The sequence below is a fragment of the Symbiopectobacterium purcellii genome, assembly GCF_019797845.1.
Lineage (GTDB): Bacteria > Pseudomonadota > Gammaproteobacteria > Enterobacterales > Enterobacteriaceae > Symbiopectobacterium > Symbiopectobacterium purcellii.
Map to the genome: position 1 here is coordinate 3,141,054 of NZ_CP081864.1, position 18,098 is coordinate 3,159,151.

17 protein-coding genes are annotated in these 18,098 nt (G+C 53.2%); 12 read left to right on the forward strand and 5 right to left on the reverse strand.

Annotated elements, in window-relative coordinates; genetic code table 11:
* The first annotated feature begins 134 nt into the window (after positions 1-134).
* A complete protein-coding gene (locus K6K13_RS14790; protein ID WP_222157676.1) occupies positions 135-980 on the forward strand; it encodes a dihydroorotate dehydrogenase electron transfer subunit in 846 nt (281 codons plus the stop codon).
* Positions 977-1,906 carry a dihydroorotate dehydrogenase gene (locus K6K13_RS14795; protein WP_222157677.1) on the forward strand — a complete coding sequence of 310 codons (930 nt, stop codon included), beginning with the start codon at positions 977-979 and terminating at the stop codon, positions 1,904-1,906. Before K6K13_RS14790 ends, K6K13_RS14795 begins: the two co-directional genes overlap by 4 nt.
* On the opposite strand, the gene K6K13_RS14800 is transcribed toward K6K13_RS14795, so the two are convergent.
* Entirely contained in the window at positions 1,903-2,847 is a 945-nt protein-coding gene (locus K6K13_RS14800) for a LysR family transcriptional regulator (protein ID WP_434064579.1), read from the reverse strand. The two genes, K6K13_RS14795 and K6K13_RS14800, sit on opposite strands and share 4 nt — an antisense overlap.
* Positions 2,848-2,947: 100 nt before the next feature.
* Between K6K13_RS14800 and K6K13_RS14805 the strand changes: the two genes are divergently transcribed.
* The 4 genes from K6K13_RS14805 (at position 2,948) to ybcJ (ending at position 7,224) form a co-directional block, all read left to right on the forward strand.
* Entirely contained in the window at positions 2,948-4,162 is a 1,215-nt protein-coding gene (locus K6K13_RS14805) for an MFS transporter (RefSeq protein WP_434064580.1), read from the forward strand.
* A 235-nt stretch (positions 4,163-4,397) separates the two neighbouring features.
* Entirely contained in the window at positions 4,398-5,948 is a 1,551-nt protein-coding gene (locus K6K13_RS14810) for a sensor domain-containing diguanylate cyclase (protein WP_222157680.1), read from the forward strand.
* A 115-nt stretch (positions 5,949-6,063) separates the two neighbouring features.
* On the forward strand, positions 6,064-6,927 hold the full coding sequence (gene folD, locus K6K13_RS14815; protein WP_222157681.1) for a bifunctional methylenetetrahydrofolate dehydrogenase/methenyltetrahydrofolate cyclohydrolase FolD: 864 nt from the start codon (positions 6,064-6,066) through the stop codon (positions 6,925-6,927).
* 84 nt (positions 6,928-7,011) lie between these two features.
* Positions 7,012-7,224, forward strand: a complete 213-nt coding sequence (gene ybcJ, locus K6K13_RS14820) for a ribosome-associated protein YbcJ (protein ID WP_222157682.1) — start codon at positions 7,012-7,014, stop codon at positions 7,222-7,224.
* 90 nt (positions 7,225-7,314) lie between these two features.
* Here the strand turns inward: ybcJ and cysS are convergent, their stop codons facing one another.
* Both cysS and K6K13_RS14830 read right to left on the reverse strand, forming a co-directional pair.
* A complete protein-coding gene (gene cysS, locus K6K13_RS14825) occupies positions 7,315-8,700 on the reverse strand; it encodes a cysteine--tRNA ligase (RefSeq protein WP_222157683.1) in 1,386 nt (461 codons plus the stop codon).
* A 222-nt stretch (positions 8,701-8,922) separates the two neighbouring features.
* Positions 8,923-9,345 carry a DoxX family protein gene (locus K6K13_RS14830; protein ID WP_222157684.1) on the reverse strand — a complete coding sequence of 141 codons (423 nt, stop codon included), beginning with the start codon at positions 9,343-9,345 and terminating at the stop codon, positions 8,923-8,925.
* Positions 9,346-9,686: 341 nt separating this feature from the next.
* On the opposite strand from K6K13_RS14830, the gene ppiB reads away from it, so the two are divergent.
* The 6 genes from ppiB (at position 9,687) to K6K13_RS14860 (ending at position 16,117) form a co-directional block, all read left to right on the forward strand.
* Positions 9,687-10,181 carry a peptidylprolyl isomerase B gene (gene ppiB / locus K6K13_RS14835; RefSeq protein ID WP_222157685.1) on the forward strand — a complete coding sequence of 165 codons (495 nt, stop codon included), beginning with the start codon at positions 9,687-9,689 and terminating at the stop codon, positions 10,179-10,181.
* Between the two features lie 10 nt (positions 10,182-10,191).
* Entirely contained in the window at positions 10,192-10,914 is a 723-nt protein-coding gene (locus K6K13_RS14840; protein ID WP_222157686.1) for a UDP-2,3-diacylglucosamine diphosphatase, read from the forward strand.
* A gap of 324 nt (positions 10,915-11,238) precedes the next feature.
* Complete coding sequence (gene purE / locus K6K13_RS14845) at positions 11,239-11,748, forward strand: 5-(carboxyamino)imidazole ribonucleotide mutase (RefSeq protein WP_222157687.1); 510 nt, start codon at positions 11,239-11,241, stop codon at positions 11,746-11,748.
* On the forward strand, positions 11,745-12,809 hold the full coding sequence (gene purK, locus K6K13_RS14850; protein WP_222157688.1) for a 5-(carboxyamino)imidazole ribonucleotide synthase: 1,065 nt from the start codon (positions 11,745-11,747) through the stop codon (positions 12,807-12,809). Before purE ends, purK begins: the two co-directional genes overlap by 4 nt.
* 504 nt (positions 12,810-13,313) lie before the next feature.
* The gene (locus tag K6K13_RS14855) at positions 13,314-14,594 is read left to right on the forward strand and encodes an HAAAP family serine/threonine permease (protein ID WP_222157689.1); all 1,281 of its coding nucleotides are present in this window, start codon (positions 13,314-13,316) and stop codon (positions 14,592-14,594) included.
* A 155-nt stretch (positions 14,595-14,749) separates the two neighbouring features.
* Positions 14,750-16,117 (forward strand): L-serine ammonia-lyase, encoded by a 1,368-nt coding sequence (locus K6K13_RS14860; RefSeq protein WP_222157690.1) that lies wholly within the window; start codon positions 14,750-14,752, stop codon positions 16,115-16,117.
* Between the two features lie 568 nt (positions 16,118-16,685).
* On the opposite strand, the gene K6K13_RS14865 is transcribed toward K6K13_RS14860, so the two are convergent.
* Both K6K13_RS14865 and pstB read right to left on the reverse strand, forming a co-directional pair.
* Positions 16,686-17,126, reverse strand: coding sequence for a helix-turn-helix domain-containing protein (locus tag K6K13_RS14865; RefSeq protein ID WP_222157691.1), 441 nt, complete (start codon positions 17,124-17,126; stop codon positions 16,686-16,688).
* Between the two features lie 114 nt (positions 17,127-17,240).
* Positions 17,241-18,056 carry a phosphate ABC transporter ATP-binding protein PstB gene (gene pstB, locus K6K13_RS14870; protein ID WP_222157692.1) on the reverse strand — a complete coding sequence of 272 codons (816 nt, stop codon included), beginning with the start codon at positions 18,054-18,056 and terminating at the stop codon, positions 17,241-17,243.
* Positions 18,057-18,098 lie beyond the last annotated feature (42 nt).

Genomic DNA, 18,098 nt, shown 5'->3' on the forward strand with positions numbered 1-18,098 from the left:
CGTGATGACGCTTCATTATAGCTTTAGCTAAAAATTACAACGCCACACCAGGGCGAAAACATTATGCGCGGATTGGTTTCTCTTTTTTACGCCGCGCCAGGGAAATGTAGATTACGACTATCATCGGAGTTTTTATGACAATGCATGACGATGCCGCGCGTGCCTGTAGCCGCAAAGGAAGTACTGCGCGCGAAAATGCGGCCAGCGTGCTCAGCAATGAGTGGGTCAATGATGAATATAAACATCTGCGCGTGCGTGTCGATGCGCTCGCGGCGCAGGTGAAACCGGGCCAATTCTTCAATCTGCAATGCCCGCAAACGGAGCAGGACAAACCGTTTTTCCGCCGCCCGATGAGCACCTGGTTTGCCAATGCGGAGCAGGGCTATGTCGATTTTCTGTATAAAGTGGTCGGTGCCGGCACGCGCGGTTTATCGACGCTACGCCCACAGGATGCGGTGAATGTGCTGGGGCCACTGGGCAATGGTTTCACGCTGCAACCGGGCCATCGACACATTTTGGTCGCCGGACGCGGTGTAGGCCTGGCGACACTGGCTCCGCTGGCAGAACACGCGGCGGCACATGACGTTCAGGTTACCGCCCTGCTGAGCGCACGCGATCGTGAGCACTTGATGTCACAGCAGCGTTTTCTCGCCAGCGGTGCCACTGTTATCGAAGTGACTGACAGCGATGGTTCCAGCGCCATGGCACAGGTTGAGCAGCGCATTCGCGCCGTGCACCAGCAGAGTCCGATCGATGCCGTCTATACCTGTGGTTCATCCCGAGTGATTCTACTGTTGCAGCGGCTCTCACAGGAGTTGGGTTTCAGTGGCGAAGCGGCGCTGGAGCAGCAGATGGCGTGCGGTTTGGGCATGTGCTACTGCTGCGTTCGCCCCATGCGTAATAAAGAGAGCCTGGCGCTTACCGATAAACGCGTCTGCTACGACGGCCCGGTATTTCCGCTGCATGAGGTGGTGTTATGACGGATTTTAGCGTTGATATTAACGGACTGCGTCTGGCCAATCCGGTGATGCCCGCGTCAGGCACCTTTGCCGAAGGATTAGCCGACGTGATTGATTTTAATCGCCTTGGCGCTTTCGTCACCAAAACCTTCACGCTGCACCCGCGTAGCGGCAATCCCCTGCCGCGCGTCTGTGAGCTGGATTCAGCCATGCTCAACGCCATTGGTATTCCCAGTAAAGGCGTTGAGGATTTTATTGAACATACGCTGCCGTTTTATCAGCGCTATGCGCCGCCGCTGATCGCCAGCATATCTGCACCCACCGCGCAGGAATTTGCCACTCTGGCGGCGCGCCTGAGCGAGGTGCCGGGCATTGCCGCCATTGAGGCCAACATCTCCTGCCCCAACATTGAAGAAGACGGACGCGCTTTCGCCATTGAACCCGTGGCAACCGCGCGCGTTATCAAGGCGTTGCGTCAGGCTACCTCCCTGCCACTCTGGGCCAAGCTGACACCGAATACTTCGGATGTCGCCGCCGTGGCGCAGGCGGTAGAACACGAAGGGGGGGATGCGGTCGTGGTGGGTAACACACTGCTTGGCATGAGCATTGACATCCACAGTCGGCGGCCTCGGCTGGGCAATATCATGGGAGGACTGTCAGGTCCGGCCATCAAACCCATTATGTTGCGCATGGTCTACCAGTGCCACAAGCACATTTCCATTCCTATCATCGGCTGCGGCGGTATTTCCAACGCAGAGGACGCTATCGCCTACCTGCTGGCAGGCGCAAGTGCCATTCGGGTGGGCACCGCTACGTTTATTCAACCGCAAACCATGACAACGCTGCTCGATGACCTGCACCACTACTGTCAACAACAGGGCATTCGTCATATCAGCGAGCTAACCGGTGTGCTGGATGATACCCCACTGCTGGCTGATGTGCGCTAACGAAACTCAGGTTTACGCATCCCCACTAACCCCGGCATGGCATCGCGCATTAACGACAAAAATTTGCGCAGCCGTGCGGGATAATAATTGGCATAAGGGTAGAGCAAAAAAACCGGCAGTGGTGAGGCTTGCCACTGCGGCAACACGTGAATCAGCCGACCAGCGCGGATGTCATCTTCCACCAGCCAGGCCGAAATAATCACCGCGCCAATACTGCTCAATGCGGCCTGACGCGCAGCATACAGACTGTCTGACGTGAGCCGGGGAACAATGGGAAAGTGCACGCTTTGCCCGGTTTCACTGTGCGATAAGGTCACATCGTAGTGGTAAAACTGTCTGATGGCGATCCAGGGCAATGCGGCCAGGGCATCAATATCCTTTACGGCGTGCTGAGTCTTAGCCAACAATGCCGGAGAGGCCACAATGATACGTGGCACCTCCGCTAAACGCGTGGCGACGGTTGCCGGATCGGTGGCGGGCCCAACGTGTATAGCACAATCAATATTGTCAGCGATAAAATCAGGTGATTTATCGTTCAGCATCCACTCCACGGAGAGTTGCCCGTACTGATTAAGAAACTGCGTCAGCGGTGCAATAAGCTGTTCCTGACCAAAGGCATGGGGAGCACGCACCCGAAGCACGCCCGTCGGTTCAGCATCCGCCCCTTTTAAATCGTCTTCCAGCGCTTCCCAAGCGGCGATCAGCGATCGTGCATGCTGATAACAGCGCTCACCATCATCCGTCAACTTCATGGCATGGGTGGTCCGCAGCAGAAGTTTGGTATTCAGCAACTGCTCCAACGCCTGCAAACGGCGGCTGATGGTCGCCTGTGTCGTCCCCATCTGCTGCGCCGCAGCCGACAGAGAACCACTTTCAATAATGCGCGTCAGCGTCTGCATCAACTCTATACGATCTATGTTGCTCACTATGCCACCACTCATACGTCATGCGTATAACTGTTTTACCACTTATCCGGCTACAACGCGACGCCACATTGCTGAACAATACGCCTCAACACGACAGCACAACGGGGAAATCTACATGTCGATCATTTCAAATACAGAGAGCGAAAGCGTCGCACAACCGACCCTTTCTGGTCTCATGACGCTCATCCTGGCCATTGGCGCAGGGTTCAGTGTGGCATCAATCTATTATGTTCAACCGATCCTGCCGCAGATAGGCCATGACTTACAGCTGTCACTTGACGGCATGGGGCTAGTGCCCACCTTAACGCAAATCGGTTATGCGCTCGGCATCCTGCTGTTATTACCGCTCGGCGATCGTTACGATCGGCGTAAAATCATCGCCGTTAAAAGTGCCGCATTAACCGCCATGCTCTGGCTGTGCAGCCAGGTGACAGGACCCACCGCGCTGTGGCTTTCCAGCCTGTTGCTCGGCATGGCCGCCACCCTGGCGCAAGATATTGTGCCGGTTGCTGCCATTTTGGCTCCAGCGGGAAAACAGGGAAAAAATGTCGGTACCGTCATGACGGACTTGTTGATCGGGATACTGCTGTCTCGCACCGTGAGCGGCGTGGTGGGTGAGTACATCGGCTGGCGAGCCATGTACCAGTTAGCCGCCCTCAGCATCGCGGTTATCGGTATTGCCTTGTGGCGTATTCTGCCTGCCTTTGCCCAGCACTCAGCCCTGAGCTACCCGGGTTTATTGCGCTCCATGCTGCAACTGTGGCGCAGCTATCCGGCGCTGCGCCGCGCGGCACTGGCGCAAGGGCTGCTTTCTGTTGGTTTTAGCGCATTCTGGTCAACGTTGGCAGTCATGCTGGAACAGCATTATCAGCTAGGCAGCGCTGTCGCCGGCACCTTCGGTTTGGCGGGTGCCGCCGGGGCACTGGCCGCCCCGCTGTCAGGCAGTCTGTCAGACCGCTTTGGTGCAGCAAAGGTCACACAGTTAGGCGCGGCACTTTCGGCCATCTCTTTTGCCGCCTTGTTTCTGTTACCCACGCTGCCGCTACACGGTCAGTTGGCATTGATTGCGCTTTCAGCCGTCGGTTTTGACCTGGGATTGCAATCCGCACTGGTTTCTCACCAGACGCTGGTTTACAGCTTGAACGCTCAGGCTCGTGGACGGCTCAACGCCCTGCTGTTTACCGGCGTATTCATTGGCATGGCGTCAGGTTCTGCACTGGGAGCCAAAGCGATGTCGATCGCGGGTTGGCCAGGCGTCACCCTGCTTGCCACACTCGCCAGCGTTGTGTGCCTTATCGTCAGACTGCGTTCAGAGAAAACGTCCGCCTGATGGCCCCTTCGGGCGGCAAATCATGCCGCCCATTATTAAAAATCAGCCGTTAAGATTCGCTTTTTAATAACACAGCTACACTTAATGTATTCGCATCCTGTATTTTTCCGTGCCGCCTATAAATACCGTCAGCTTCGCGCTGTATTCCAGACCGGCAGGGAGATTTTTCCTCGGGATTACTGACAGAGGCAAGTAATGCGTACCTGTCAGCATGGGGGACAAGGGACACCATTGCATGAATACACGCGCGCAGTCCACAGAACAACGCTCATCCACGTCACTGCAAACCCTGATGGCAGGTTTTATCCTGTTTATCATTCTGGCGGTCGTTGTGCTTAATGGATGGGTGGTATTTAATTCCTATCAACGTACCCTTGAGGCTACCGAAAAGCAGGCGGATAATTTATCGCTCTCGCTTTCACGTCACGCAGAAGACACCTTCTTGCAAGTTGAGCTGCTGCTCCAGGATCTCAATGAACGCATTGATCAAGATGGGTTTGGCGGGCCGCAACTTCTTCGTCTGCAACAAACGCTAAAAAATCGCAAATCCACACTGCCGCAACTGCACGGTATTTTTATCTATGACTCAGCCGGACATTGGCTAGTAACCACAGCAGATAACATTCCCAAGAATGCCAATAATTCAGATCGCGAATATTTCAAATATCATCAAAATACGCCCAGCACAGAATTATATATCGGTAGTGTGATACGCAGCCGCACCAATGACGACCTGATTATTCCGGTTTCCATGCGTTTGAATAATGATGATGGCAGTTTTGCCGGCGTACTGCTCGCCACCATTTCACTCAATTATTTCAAGCTCTATTATGGCTACTACTCAATGGGTGACACTGACGTATTAGCCATCTTACTGTCAGACGGACATATTCTGTATGGCCGTCCTTTTGATGATTCACAAATTAATCGGGATGTATCAAGTAGTCCGCTGTTTATGGAGCATTTGAAGTCATCGACCAGCGGCACAGCCACTTTCTACTCCACCGTTGACCACGTTGAGCGCATCTATGGCTATACACGACTAAAACGTTACCCGATTGTGATTGCGGCGGGTTATAACAAAACGCAGGTGTTTTCCAACTGGAAAGTCGACTCCACCATTTATACCGCTATCGCCCTAACCTTACTGCTGATCATGAGCAGCATGGGTGCGATCGTACTGAAGCAGATTAAGATCAATGAAAAAAACCAAACGGACTTGACCAAGGTGCGCGACCAACTGACCGCCATGAATCACACGCTGGAAACGCTGGCGCTGCTGGATGTGCTCACTGGCCTGGCGAACCGGCGACAGTTTGATATTTTCCTGCGCGAGACCATCGCGCAATCCGCCCTTTCCGGCAAGCGCATAGCGCTTATCATGCTCGATGTCGATATGTTTAAGAAATACAACGACCACTATGGTCACGTTGAAGGCGACAAATGTCTGCAAACCGTAAGCCACGCGTTAAGCAGCATGCCGCGTCGCAAAGAGGATTTAATTGCACGCTACGGCGGCGAAGAGTTTGTCATCATTTTGATGGATGTCACGGAGGAAGGGGCCATAGCGTTTGCAGAACGGGCGTTGGAAGCCATCAGACACCAGAGCATCCCCCACGAGCTCACTTCATTAGATGAAAAGGTCGTCACCGCCAGCGCTGGCGTCTACCTTTTTGTCGGTACAACACCGGCGCAGGCACCGGAGAGCGTGATTATTCGTGCGGATAAAGCGTTGTATCAGGCAAAGAACAACGGCAGAAATCGCGTTGAAATTGCGACAGAATAGGCCAACAGCAGTCAGGTGCGGACGAATTTATATTGATACAGTGCCTGACAGCGCGCGTTGCTTCTGACAAAATAGCGCCATCCCCCGTAGTTTTATTTGATGGATTTCCAGAGAGATGGCAGCAAAGATTATTGATGGTAAAACGATTGCGCAGCAAGTGAAGGATGAAGTTTGTGCGCGCGTCAAGCAGCGTCTGGCCGAGGGCAAGCGTGCGCCAGGACTGGCTGTTGTGTTAGTCGGCGATAATCCCGCCTCACAGATTTACGTCGCGAGCAAACGTAAAGTGTGTGACGAAGTGGGCTTTGTCTCTCGCTCTTATGATTTACCTTCCAGCACCACGGAAAGCGCGCTGCTGGCACTCATCGACGAACTGAATGCCGACAACACCATTGATGGTATTTTAGTTCAATTGCCGCTGCCCGAAGGAATTAATAACACCAAAGTCATAGAGCGCATCGCACCCGATAAAGACGTGGACGGTTTCCACCCTTACAATGTCGGTCGTCTGTGCCAGCGCGACCCGCTGCTGCGTGCCTGCACACCGCGTGGCATCATCACGCTGCTGGAACGTTACAACGTAGACATGTTTGGCTTGAACGCCGTAGTGGTGGGTGCCTCCAATATCGTTGGCCGCCCGATGAGTCTGGAACTGTTGCTGGCCGGTTGTACCACCACCGTGACTCACCGTTTTACCAAGAACCTGCGTCAGCACGTTGAGCAGGCCGACTTGCTGATTGTAGCGGTCGGCAAACCGGGCTTTATTCCTGGCGACTGGATCAAACCGGGTGCCATCGTGATCGATGTCGGTATCAATCGTCTGGACAACGGAAAAGTGGTGGGCGACGTGGAGTTTTCCGTCGCACAAGAGCGCGCGTCGCTGATAACGCCAGTGCCCGGCGGTGTTGGCCCTATGACCGTTGGCACCCTGATTCAAAATACGCTGCAAGCCTGCGAAGAGTACCACGACGGCAACGCGTAACGGCACGGATTACGGTTAACGCACACATATCACGTTAACATCGCGCGCTAAGGCGCGCCTTTTTCTTTCTTACAGCAGGATGTTATGGAAACTTTTCATCTCGATAAACACCCGCACGTTGAACTGTGCGATCTGCTTAAACTGCTCGGCTGGAGTGAAAGCGGTGCCGCCGCCAAAGCCGCCATTGCAGACGGCAACGTCACCGTTGACGATCAGGTAGAAACGCGTAAACGCTGCAAAATCATTGCCGGGCAACGGGTCAACTTTGCCGGGCAATCGGTCAATGTGGTGCCCTAAGCGGTAGCCAGACGTCAGATCCAATAAAAATCGCCCGCGAAGGGTTACCGTCGCGGGCGATTTTTTAACACGATAGCATTAGCAATAACGTTATTTGCGACGCCATGTAGTACCCTGCGGACCGTCTTCTAACACAATCCCCATCTCTGTCAGGCGCGCACGCGCTACATCGGCCAGCGCCCAGTCTTTGGCCTGACGCGCGTCATTACGCTGCTGAATCAGGGCTTCGATCTCTTGCACTTCATCACCATCCGCTTGAGAACCGCTTTGCAGGAAGGCTTCCGGGTCTTGTTCCAACAGCCCCAGAATACCCGCCACATGGCGCAACGCGGCGGCCAGCGCATCCGCTGCCACCGTATCTTCTGCTTTCAGACGGTTCACCTCGCGCGCCATATCAAACACCACCGAGTAGGCTTCCGGCGTATTAAAATCGTCGTCCATAGCCGTGCGGAAACGTGTTTCAAACGCATCGCCACCTTGTGCCGTCGCCGCCGGATCGGTGCCGCGCAACGCGGTGTACAAGCGCTCTAAAGAGGCACGCGCCTGTTTCAGATTCTCTTCGCTGTAATTCAACTGACTACGATAATGACCCGACATCAGGAAGTAGCGTACGGTTTCGGCGTCGTAATATTTCAGCACATCGCGTACGGTAAAGAAGTTGTTGAGCGATTTAGACATCTTCTCGCGATCGATCATCACCATACCGGAATGCATCCAGTAGTTGACGTAAGGACCGTCATGGGCGCAGGTCGACTGGGCAATTTCATTCTCATGGTGCGGGAACATCAGATCGGAACCGCCCCCGTGAATATCAAAGTGCTCGCCGAGCTGTTTGCAGTTCATGGCGGAACATTCGATGTGCCAGCCGGGACGCCCTTCGCCCCACGGGGATGTCCAGTGTGGTTCGCCCGGTTTGGACATTTTCCACAGCACAAAATCCATCGGGTTGCGTTTCACTTCCGCAATCTCGATGCGTGCGCCCGCTTTCAGCTGTTCCAGATCCTGGCGAGAAAGCACGCCGTAACCCGGCGCACTGTCGACAGAAAACATCACATCACCGTTGTCAGCCACATAGGCATGTTTACGCGCGATCAGTTGCGCCACCAGCTCAATAATTTCGGCGATATGGTGTGTGGCACGCGGCTCCAGATCGGGACGTAAAATGTTTAACGCATCAAAATCAGCGTGCATTTCGGCGATCATGCGCGAGGTCAGCTGTTCGCAGCTTTCTCCATTCTCTGCGGCACGTTTGATGATTTTGTCGTCGATGTCGGTTACGTTGCGCACATAGTTGAGCGAGTAACCCAAATAACGCAAATACCTGGCAACCACATCGAAAGCCACAAAAGTACGCCCGTGACCGATATGACACAGGTCATACACGGTAATGCCGCATACATACATGCCCACGTTCCCGGCATGAATGGGTTTGAATTCCTCTTTTTGGCGACTCAGCGTATTAAAAATCTTTAACATCAAAACATTCCATGATATTCGCGGGAGAAGTGGAGTATGTGCAGCAAACGGAACCACGCCTTAAGGCGGTTCAGCAAGCCAAGCAGCGTATTGAAACCTGAACCTCGGGCTATTGCAAGACTGAGACTGCGTAATAGGAAGATAATTGATAAGGATTAAAAAAACAGAAACCCGGCAATGGCGCGCCGGGTCTCATATTACTGCTCGCAAACCGAAGAAGCGTTAGCGCAAATTCGGGTTACTCATCACGGAGTATTTCCCGCTGCCCAACAGTGCGATAGCCAATGCAGCGAAGAAGAATACCGCTGTCGGCTCAGCGCCCCAGGCACCGGTTTTCGCCAACGAAACAAAGCCCGCCGGAGCTGCCAGGAATTGCTCAACCACCATGGTGCCGGCAACCACTAAAGCAGAGGGACGCGTCAGAATGCCGAGAATCAATAAGACAGGGGCAATGACTTCACCCGCAAAAACACCATACGCGATAAACGTCGGTAATCCCGCATTTGTCAGCATCCCCGCGATGGCACCTACCCCATCGACCATTTTGTGCCATCCATGAAAAATCAACAAAATGCCAAAAGCGAGACGCAGCAGCAGTTTGCCTGCATCGGGTTTATCCAGTACACGATTGATTAAGCCCAGCATTATTCACCTGTTAGTATTGTTAGTAAACTCAGTAATACGAATCATTTAAGACTAATCTGACTTGATTGCAAATCCTACTCCCAAATAAGTAATGTTTGATCTACAACAAGAAAATTTTTATTCAATAAAATAATTCAAATGCGTGACATATTATCAATTTTATTGACATTGTGTTACTTTTTAACCAAGCGGTCCACATTTACCCGGCGAATAGTTACCTCGCCATACTGACTCACGCAGCCAGTTATGCTATAAGAGCGCCTTGGTTATTCAGCCTTTGTGCAGACTGCGCTGCCTGGCAGCTGATGTCTCATCCTTCTGGTTATCAGGGTTTACTCATTATGATTACATTACATACAAACTTCGGTGACATCGTCATTAACACGTTTGCAGACAAAGCGCCTGCTACCGTGGAAAACTTCGAAAACTACTGCCGTAACGGCTTTTATGACAACACCATCTTTCACCGTGTGATCAATGGGTTCATGATCCAGGGCGGCGGTTTCGCACCGGGTATGCAGCAAAAATCCACCGAAGCGCCTATCGCCAATGAGGCCAATAACGGCCTGAAAAACACCCGTGGCACGCTGGCTATGGCACGCACCAACGATCCGCACTCCGCTACCGCACAGTTCTTTATTAACCTGGTGGATAACGATTTCCTTAACTTCCGCTCAGAGCGTGCTGACGGCTGGGGCTATTGCGTGTTTGCCGAAGTGACCGACGGTATGGATGTGGTTGATAAGATCAAAGACGTGTCAACCGGTCGCAGCGGCATGCATCAAGACGTTCCTAAAGAAGATGTGGTAATTACCCACGTAACTGTCAGCGAGTAATCGCAGCAGCATGGCAACACTGTTTATTGCCGACCTGCATCTGAACGTACATGAACCGGCGATCACCGCCGGTTTTCTGCGTTTTCTGGCGCGTGATGCCCAGCAAGCGGATGCGCTCTATATCCTGGGCGATCTGTTCGATGCCTGGATCGGCGATGACGATCCGCAACCGCTGCATGCCAACGTCGCAGACGCGCTGCATCAGTTGCAGCAACGCGGTGTCCCTTGTTATTTCATTCACGGCAACCGTGACTTCCTGCTGGGTAAGCATTTCGCCACGCAGGCAGGCATGACGCTGCTCCCCGCCGAGCAAGTCGTGGAATGTTATGGACGCCGAATCCTGATCATGCACGGCGATACCCTGTGCATTGACGACGCGGCCTATCAGAAATATCGCCGCCGGGTACACAACCCCATCATCCAATGGCTGTTCCTGCGTTTACCTTTGCGTTTGCGTCTCAACGTGGCGGCAAAAATGCGGGCGGCAAGTCAGCAGGCAAACCAGCATAAGTCGCAGCAGATTATGGATGTTAATCCGCAGGCGGTACAGGCGTGTTTACGGAAGTGCGCTGTTAACACCTTGATTCATGGACATACTCATCGACCGGCGCTGCACAGGGTCATGACGCAAAGCGGCGAAGCACAACGTGCAGTGCTGGGTGCCTGGCATGAGCAAGGATGGATGATAAAAGTCACTGCAGACGATACTGCATTGATTTCCTTTCCCTTCTGATTTCCTCGTTTTTTTTATGCCTTTTGTGGCAAACCTGTGATGACATTATACCCTAAATAATTCGAGTTACAGGAAGGCGGCAACGCAGTGAACCCCCAGGAGCATACTCAAGTATGTGACTGGGGTGAGCGAGGAAAGCCAACGCACCTGCAACTTGAAGTATGACGGGTATAACGGCAATAATACTGCGATTGGCCCCTACGCAACCGTTTTCCTTCCCGAACGCACATGGTATGATCTGCGCCCTCCAGCCAGAGCGCCGTTTGTTTTCTGGCCGACGCAGCCATGCGTCTCAATACGTCATATCACAGGAGCACTACAGGCATGTCATCCAACGCTGCCCCGGCAAAAATTGCCATCGTCATGGGTTCAAAGAGTGACTGGGCTACGATGCAGTTTGCTGCGGAAATTCTCACCACACTCGCTATTCCCTTTCACACCGAAGTCGTTTCAGCGCACCGCACGCCGGACAAACTGTTTAGCTTTGCAGAGCAAGCCGCACAAAACGGGTTTGATGTGATCATTGCGGGCGCAGGCGGCGCAGCGCACTTGCCCGGTATGCTGGCAGCGAAAACGCTGGTGCCAGTGCTGGGTGTGCCGGTTCAGAGTGCAGCGTTAAGTGGCGTTGATAGCCTGTACTCCATTGTGCAAATGCCGCGTGGCATCCCGGTCGGTACGCTGGCTATCGGTAAAGCCGGGGCCGCCAATGCGGCCCTGCTCGCCGCACAGATTCTGGCGCTGCACGATAGTGAGTTGGCCGTTAGCCTTGCCGACTGGCGCCAACAGCAAACCGATGAGGTGCTGGCGCATCCCGATCCGCGGGAGGAGGCATGAAACCCGTTTGCGTATTAGGAAACGGCCAACTGGGTCGTATGTTACGTCAGGCTGGTGAACCCCTGGGGATTGCCGTATACCCGGTGGGGCTGGATGCAGAACCGGAATCCGTCCCGTTTCATCACGCAGTCATCACCGCCGAGATTGAACGCTGGCCGGAAACCGCATTGACGCGCGAGTTGGCAGAGCACGCAGCCTTTGTTAACCGCGATATTTTTCCGAGACTGGCCGATCGTCTGACACAGAAACAGTTGCTGGATTCGTTGCAGTTGCCTACCGCCCCCTGGCAGTTGCTGGCTTCAGCGCAAGAGTGGCCTGGCGTCTTCAGTCGACTGGGTGAGTTAGCCATCGTCAAACGTCGCGTAGGCGGCTATGACGGTCGTGGTCAGTGGCGCTTACGCCATGACACCGCAGCGACCCTGCCGCAAGAGTGCTATGGCGAATGCATCGTGGAACAGGGCATCGCGTTTTCCGGCGAAGTATCGATGGTAGGTGCGCGTAGTACGGATGGGCACTGTGTGTTTTATCCGCTGACGCACAATCTGCATGAAGAGGGCATTCTGCGAGCCAGCGTTGCGCTGCCGCAGCCGGATGCGCGCATGCAGCAACAGGCAGAAACTATGCTGGCCGCCATCATGAACGCGCTCGGTTACGTCGGTGTGATGGCGATGGAGTGCTTTATCGTGGGCGATCGTTTACTGATCAACGAATTAGCACCCCGCGTGCATAACAGCGGCCACTGGACACAAAATGGCGCATCCATCAGCCAGTTTGAACTGCACCTGCGCGCCATTCTGGATCTGCCGTTGCCGAAACCGGTCATTGATGCCCCATCCGTCATGATCAATCTGATCGGTACTGACGTCAATTCTGCCTGGCTGGCACTGCCGCTGGTTCATCTGCACTGGTACGACAAAGAAGTACGGCCTGGGCGTAAAGTGGGCCACCTGAACCTGACGCACAGCGATCGCACTCAGCTACAACACACGTTGCAGTCACTCGTCCCCCTGTTACCTGAAGCCTATCACTCCGGCTTGCAGTGGGCACAAGCAACGCTTTAACCGCTGTACATTTCCCACCGTATGACTATTACGTCGGTGGGAAATGCATTCCCGAATGTGCCCGTCTATTTTGTGTGCGCCCCATAAACACACACATTTTATATGGTCTTATTTTGGCGTGACATCTGGATTATTAGGGCTATTATTAATCGCGGGTAAATTAACGTTATTTATTAGCAACGGTATTATTGGTTATTATTTGGCATAAAAATTAAGTTAAAGTATCAAATAAGAGACCTTATAAATAAATAACGTAAAGTATCATCATTGATATTTTATTTATGGTCGAATTTTGATAAAATTAAAACACGTCAATTCATTTCTGTGATCATCTCAATATTATTCGCTGACCGCCTCAATATAGAATGCCGCCACAATCAGTATTGACTCTCTAACATGCGATTGCGTTATAAAAACGCATCGATGTTTATTATTTATACAACATTGGTGCCATTACCAATATTGACACGATTTGCAAACTGTGTTCACCAAGGAGAACCAATTATGAGCACAATCCAAGAAAGCAGTGCGATCATCGCACCCGCATCTGGTTGGCGTAAAAGCGACACTGTCTGGATGCTCGGGCTTTACGGGACAGCCATTGGAGCGGGCGTGCTGTTTCTGCCGATCAATGCCGGTATTGGTGGATTAATTCCATTGATAATTATGGCAATTATTGCTTTCCCGATGACATATTACTCACACCGCGCACTGTGTCGATTTGTTTTATCCGGTAAAAAAGGGGGAGAAGATATTACTGAAGTGGTTGAAGAACATTTCGGTGCCGGTGCAGGGAAATTAATCACACTGCTCTACTTTTTTGCTATTTACCCTATCCTGTTAGTTTATAGCGTAGCGATAACCAATACAGTAGACAGCTTTATCACACACCAACTCCATTTACCGTCTCCGCCGCGCGCAGTGTTGTCTTTGGTATTAATTCTAGGCCTGATGTTTATCGTTCGCTTTGGCGAAGCCATGATTGTAAAAGCCATGAGCATTCTGGTTTATCCTTTTGTCATGGTCTTGATGCTGCTGGCATTTTATTTAGTTCCGCATTGGAATTTAGCGATTTTTGATAATATTTCATTCACCAGCAGCGTAACCTGCAATGGACTATTGTCTACCCTGTGGTTAGCGATCCCGGTAATGGTATTCTCCTTTAACCATTCCCCCATCATCTCCTCTTTTGCCGTTGCCAAGCGCAAAGAGTATGGTGACGATGCTGAGCCAAAATGCTCCCGCATTCTCTCCTACAGCCATATCATGATGGTACTGACCGTGATGTTCTTCGTGTTCAGTTGTGTACTGAGCCTGTCCCCTGCGGAACTGATGGAAGCCAAAACGCAAAACATTTCCATTTTGTCTTACCTGGCAAACCACTTCAATAACCCGGTCATGGCCTATCTGGCACCGGTTATCGCCACCATCGCTATCTCCAAATCATTCCTTGGCCACTACCTGGGTGCGGGAGAAGGCTTTAACGGGATGATAATCAAATCGCTGCGCAGTCGCGGAAAAACCATCGGGCACGCTAAACTGAACCGCATCACGGCGCTGTTTATGCTGGTGACCACCTGGATTGTCGCCACGCTCAACCCCAGTATTCTGGGCATGATTGAAACGCTGGGCGGTCCGGTTATCGCCTGCTTGCTGTTCCTGATGCCGATGTACGCCATTCAGAAAGTCCCGGCAATGAAGCAATACAGCGGGCAAATCAGCAACGTGTTCGTTACCGTGATGGGCCTGATCGCTATCACCGCCATCGTCTATAGCCTGCGTTAATCCACACTGAAGCGGCACGAGGCCGCTTCCCTGTTCCCCCTCACTACTGTCAGGAGACGGTCGGCATCGGTTGCCGGCCGCCTCTCGGCATACCTGATGACGAAATCTGTTGGCAATCTTTTGGTGTTGCCAGCATCTTGTTCGAGGAAATCGCCATGGTCAGCGTATTCGAGATTTTTAAAATTGGTATTGGGCCGTCGAGTTCGCATACCGTCGGTCCGATGAAAGCAGGCAAAATGTTTACCGATGAGTTGGTCAGCCAGTCGCTTATCACCGCCGTCACCGATATCGTGGTGGACGTGTACGGTTCGCTTTCCCTGACCGGTAAAGGGCACCACACGGATATCGCCATCATTATGGGGCTGGCCGGAAACCTGCCGGACAGCGTGGACATCGACGGCATTCCGGCGTTTATTCAACGCGTAAAAGAGACCCAGCGCCTGCCTCTGTTGGGAGGTGACTATGAGGTGAACTTTCCGCTGGAAACAGCGCTGCGTTTTCAGGCGGAAAATCTGCCGCTGCACGAAAACGGCATGACAATCCGCGCCTACCAGCAGCAAACCTTGCTGCACAGCAAAACCTATTACTCTATCGGCGGCGGCTTTGTTGTCGATCAGGAGCATTTTGGCAAGGCACTGGTGACAGAAGAGACCGCGCCCTACCCGTTCTATTCCGCGCAAAAACTGCTGCAACACTGCCACGACCACTGCCTGTCGCTGTCGGCAATTGTGATGAAAAATGAGATTGCCCTGCACGGGCGTGAAGCTATCGAGCACTACTTCGCCGATGTGTGGCAAACCATGCAAAACGCCATCCATCGCGGCATGAACACCGAAGGTATTCTGCCCGGTCCGCTGCGCGTTCCGCGCCGCGCCTCGGCATTGCACCGTTTGCTGTTTATCAACGATCGCTTCTCTAAAGATCCGATGGATGCCATGGACTGGGTAAACATGTTCGCCATGGCGGTCTCGGAAGAAAACGCTGCCGGTGGTCGCGTGGTAACGGCGCCGACCAACGGCGCATGCGGCATCATTCCCGCCGTGCTGGCCTACTATAACCAGTTTGTTCAACCGGTGACGCAGGAATCCTATCTGCGCTATTTTCTGGCGGCAGGCGCTATTGGCGTGCTGTATAAAATGAACGCCTCCATCTCTGGGGCGGAAGTCGGCTGTCAGGGCGAAGTCGGCGTTGCCTGCTCCATGGCGGCAGCCGGACTGGCGGAACTGCTGGGGGCTAATCCTGAGCAGGTGTGCATCGCGGCGGAAATCGGTATGGAACACAATCTGGGGTTAACCTGCGATCCGGTGGCCGGTCAGGTACAGGTGCCTTGTATCGAGCGCAATGCTATCGCCTCGGTCAAGGCCATCAACGCGGCACGCATGGCGATGCGCCGCACCAGCGAACCGCGCGTCTCATTGGATAAGGTGATCGAAACCATGTACGAAACCGGGAAAGACATGAACGCCAAATACCGCGAAACCTCACGCGGTGGGCTGGCAATCAAAGTGGTGCTGTGCGAATAGTCTGGTCGCGTCTCATCGTCCTCGGCTCACACACTCAGGTTATCCTCGGCGACAGCCGGGGATCGCTGTGAGAAGAAACGAGCTTCACCTCTGCTTTCGCGCTAAGGCATATCCCACAAATCTAAACCACGTCTTTTTATTGTTGCAGTGAATATTTCGTGCGCGTTAACCCACGCCGTTATTTGCTTCGTACATCGCACGTGCCTGACTCGGGCCGCTCAATCGCCCTCGCCCCGAGGCCCCTGGCTTTTCGTGGGAAATAACGCCGCTACGCGGTGCCTTCGGGGCCCAAGCCCACCGACGGGCCGCCAGCCACGTGTTCCAGACGCGGCGCTGACTTTCGCGGCGTCCTGCCGCTCACCCTGTGGTCTCATTCCCCTCAGTGTTATTTTTTTACGCGCTATAACGTCAAATAGTTCAATGCATGAAAAGCATAATGCTTTACGCTATTTTTTCTGGGTATTCCTCAGCGCCTGCGCGGGAATGACAAAGAAAAGGCCGGAATGGCCACGAAAGACAGGAAAAATCGGGGGCAGCCGGATGAATGCCAGAGCAACAGGCCATCGCCTTACGACTTTTTCTCGTTTTCAGGGCGTGACCAGATAATGTTGTTTTCCGCCGCCGAGATGTACCAGTCCACCGTGCTGTTCGTGACCGGTTTTACTGCGGCGGGCGCACTGTGGGCTTGCGGCGGGAACGCCAAGGCTTTCTTGCGAATGCGCATCGGCGTGCGCTGTTTTTCTCCGCTGATTTGCGCATGGAAGGCGGAGACATCCGCATCAAACAGCACGCCTTCCAACTGATGTAGGCGGTTCAAACCGCGCAGAATGCACAACAGGCTGCTTAGGGTTATCGATTCCCCCAACTCCGCGCGTTTGATGGTAGCGATGCCCAACCCGGCGCGTTCGGCCAAATCAACCTGCGACAGCCGCTGCTGAATGCGTGCTTCTTTGATTCTCCGGCACAGTTCAACAACAATGTCGCCTTCACTCATACTGCTGAATTTCATATTACAGCTTTACCTGCGCCCGATTAAATTCCGCACATTTTATCATCACTTTTTCATATGGCACGGAGAATCGTACAAAAGACAGGTTTTTTTACGATTTTTTCTGCTGCACCATCAGCCAAAGCGTCCGGTAATGTAATCTTCCGTTTTACGCTGAACGGGAGAAGTAAACAGCGTATCGGTATGATTGTATTCAATCAGTTTGCCCTGATGGATAAAGGCGGTGTAATCCGATACCCGCGCCGCTTGCTGCATGTTGTGTGTCACCAGCACTAACGTGAAGCGCTGTTTTAAGGCACCCATCAGCTCTTCAATCACCAGCGTAGAGATAGGATCCAGCGCGGAGGTCGGTTCATCAAGCAGTAACACTTCGGGTTCAATCGCAATGGCCCGGGCAATCACCAGGCGCTGTTGCTGTCCGCTGGAGAGCGTCAGGGCGTTATCGCCCAGCCGGTCTTTCACTTCATGCCACAATGCCGCAGCACGCAGCGCGTTCTCTACAGTTTCGTCCAGCAAGCGTCGATCGCGGATACCTTGCAGGCGCAGACCGTACGCCACGTTGTCATAGATGGATTTAGGAAACGGATTGGGGCGCTGGAATACCATACCCACCCGCCGCCGCAGCGCCGAGACATCCCACTGGGCATCGCTGACGGAAACGCCGCGCAGTCGGATATCGCCTTCAATACGGCAGTTTTCCACCAGATCGTTCATGCGATTAAAGCAGCGCAGCAACGTCGATTTACCGCAACCGGACGGGCCAATCAACGCCGTCACCTGATGCTGTGGAATGCGCAGAGAGATATCGTTCAGTGCCTGTTTTTCGCCGTAATAGAGGCTGAGATGGTCCACCTCCAGCGCCGTCTGCTCATCGGTCAGTTGGCTGATATCCAGCAGCGGTGATGCATGCAGGGGATTCGTTACTCGCATAGCCTTTTCCTAATGAAATATCGCTTCAAGACGAGAATCCCC